The organism is Candidatus Neomarinimicrobiota bacterium, assembly GCA_022567655.1.
Taxonomy (GTDB): Bacteria; Fidelibacterota; SORT01; order SORT01; family SORT01; genus JADFGO01.
In genome coordinates this window covers 1-2835 of sequence record JADFGO010000148.1, presented here as the reverse complement: position 1 = coordinate 2835, position 2835 = coordinate 1, and the positions used below count along the sequence as shown (strand labels likewise).

The following is a 2835-nucleotide window of genomic DNA, read 5'->3' as shown; positions in this document are numbered from 1 at the left end:
CGCGTTACCACAACTATCCCCGTGCTTACTATATCAGGGGAAAAGCATACGAAGAGATGGGCAAGCCGGAGCTCGCTATTGAAAACTATGAAGCGCTCCTTGATCTATGGAAAAACGCTGACGAGGAGATTCCCGAGCGACGAGATACTATTAAGCGGTTAGCAGCTTTGAAACAGGGAAGTTAATTCTTCCCGCCTCCAAGCAGGTAATTTTGTTCAAACAAAGAAGATGATTTTGATTAAGTAAATTATTGCTAAAATTGGATAGAATACCGACGAGAATCACTCGCTATTATATCCAATTCCTAAAAACTGGATAGATAAGTGTTCAATAATATCCAATATGAACCTAAATGTAGCACATTCAAAATTCCAAAAAACTATAGCTGTTTTATACAGTAATCAACTAGTTCCAAATAGTTTCTTTGGAATCTGTATTGATTAGATGGAGTCTCAAAAACGTCTAAGTGAGAGAGTTATGGGAATATTCAATCGAGACGGAGTTTTGGCACTCGATTCAGGTGTTTTGGGATAGGTTATTGGGACTTTGTCAGAAAGTGCCAAAAACGGTCGTTTATGGGAATCAATTTTAGCCTTTTGTTACTCAAACATTTTAAGAATCGATGCGAAAATCGAAAAATGTTCTTTCCTAATCAGACACTTTGAAATATATTAGGCTTCGATAGAGAGAGAATGGGAAGGTGGCCGATTACAATCGGAACAGGTGTCCGATTACATCGGAATAACCAATATTAAAACCTCTGAGCTATACATCTGGTATAAGCTTGTTTAAAGAAGGTTATATCCATATACTAAAGCGTTAGTGTTCAAAAATTATATTCGTTAAAGGCGATTAAGGTAATATATTAATCTGGAGACTATGAAAATCAGAATCATTTTAGCGGGATTAGCCGGTTTTTTTATTTTCTCAGCATCCTATGCTCAAAAAACTCCCGACTGGGTGAAAAACGGGGGCAGTTCGCGCAAGTATCCGTCCGGTTTATACATGACAGGATTCGGCGTATCCGAGGATAACTCAGTTGAAACGAGAAAAGGGATTGCTGAATCAAACGCGAAAGCCGAGCTATCCGGTCAGTTTCTTCAGACTATAAAGAATGAAATCTACTCGGCAGAGAAGGTCACCGCGGGAAAAGCAACCTCGGACTACCGCAATGTTGTAACTTCTGTGACACAGCTGAACCTTCGGGGTGTAAAGACCGAATGGTATGATGACAGGAAGAAAAAGATAAGCTACGCTCTCGCTGTGATGGAAATCGATGGCGCTGCGGCTGATTACAAGAATCATCTCAATCTGATACTAAGAGAGCTCGATAAGCTGCTTTCGACAGCCGCAGACTATGCGAAGAATGATCAATTACAAATGGCGGCGGAAACTTATAAAAAAACATATCCTTTATTTTTGCAAATAGGTGAGGCGCACACCATTCTTAATATCCTGAACAGGGTTTCTCCATTTGCGAATAATAAGCAGCTGCCGTCGTCTTCGCTAAGTTTGAGTGAGGTGGAAGCTAAAATCGAAGATCTCATAGGCGGCCGGATAACAACGTTAGAGGATGCAGCCTACGCGCTTTCAGAACAGCTGAAAAGCCAGGTCCCCGAAAAAAGGAAAGTGCTTGTGGTACCGTTCTCATATAGAGATACAGATTTTGGATCGCAATTTTCGCAACGGTTTTTACCATATCTGCAGGGTGAGCTGACACCGGAATTCTCGGTTATCAGTGAACAGCCTAAGCGGGGAGTTGAATCTGAAGCCCGCGTAACAAATCCGCGATTCGACAGTTATATCATGGGGAGTTATTGGGAAGAAGGTTCCGATCTTGTAGTTCGTGCGGTGTTATCAGATTTGAAAGCGAGCGAGATAATCGGCACGGCGTCTGTCCAAATACCTGTGAAACTGTTACAGGAGAAAAACATCGAGTTCAAGCCGGTCAACATGCTCGAGCTTATGGAGGATACGCGGCTCTTTCTGAAAAAAGACGTGATTTCCGGAGAGCTCTCATTAGAAGTATGGACCGACAAGGGAAACAGGAACCTGATATTCAGGGAAGATGAAGAGACAAAAGTTTACGTGCGGGTGAACAAACCAAGCAACCTGCAGGTTATCTATCACATGGCGAACGGGATCCGGCTATTATTGTATAATAATCTGTATGTCGACGCTTCAAAAGTAAACAGGGTCTATACACTGCCGGACGAGTTTGTTTTTGCTCCGCCTCTGGGAGTTGAGAGGCTTCAAATTTTCGCAAGCACCAAGAAGTTTCCTGAGGTTGAAGTTACGACAAAAACATTCGATGGAGAGTTTTACGAGGATGTCTTCGCGGAGGACATTAAAAAGTATACCGTCCGCATGCGTGGTATCAGAAAGAAATCGGGTAAGCCGGAAAACACGGATGTCATTTTGACTATTACGACTGTGAAATAGACGATTACGTTTGGTGTAACCTTCCCCTCCTTACAAAGGAGGGGACCGAGGGGTGGTTAGTTGAGGGATGACAGGAGAGATTTGAGATTGCCCGTCAGACCGATGTCGGGCAGGCTTCGTCACTACGTTTCTCACAATGACAAAGATAATGCGGCAGTCAGGGCTCCGAAGGAGTTTAGGCAACAAGCCCCCTAACCCGCACAAAAAAGGAAAACAGACTATGAGAATTAATCCGACAGCTTACGTTTTAATCATGCTTCTCTTTGCCGCGCTGACGGCGGAAACCAACGCGCAGGAGTTAAAGCCGGAAGTCTTTGTGCAGCTGGGGCATTCTTGGAATGTCCTTTCCGTCGCTTTTTCCCCCGACGGCAGGTATGCCCTGTCGGGGAGTTA

The 2835-nt window shown here is 43.6% G+C and carries 3 protein-coding genes; all 3 read left to right on the top strand.

Features of this window, described 5'->3' with window-relative positions; all coding sequences use genetic code 11:
• Positions 1 to 185 (top strand): hypothetical protein (locus tag IID12_10265; protein ID MCH8289467.1); only part of this gene is annotated, 185 nt, incomplete at its 5' end.
• A gap of 694 nt (positions 186 to 879) precedes the next feature.
• Positions 880 to 2442, top strand: coding sequence for a DUF4384 domain-containing protein (locus IID12_10260; protein ID MCH8289466.1), 1563 nt, complete (start codon positions 880 to 882; stop codon positions 2440 to 2442).
• A 220-nt stretch (positions 2443 to 2662) separates the two neighbouring features.
• Positions 2663 to 2835: hypothetical protein (locus IID12_10255; protein ID MCH8289465.1), on the top strand; the 173-nt coding region annotated here is incomplete at its 3' end.

What these genes read in the sequence shown, in the direction of transcription:
- IID12_10260 (MCH8289466.1), top strand. Translation starts at nt 880, where the DNA reads ATGAAAATCAGAATCATTTTAGCGGGATTAGCCGGTTTTTTTATTTTC.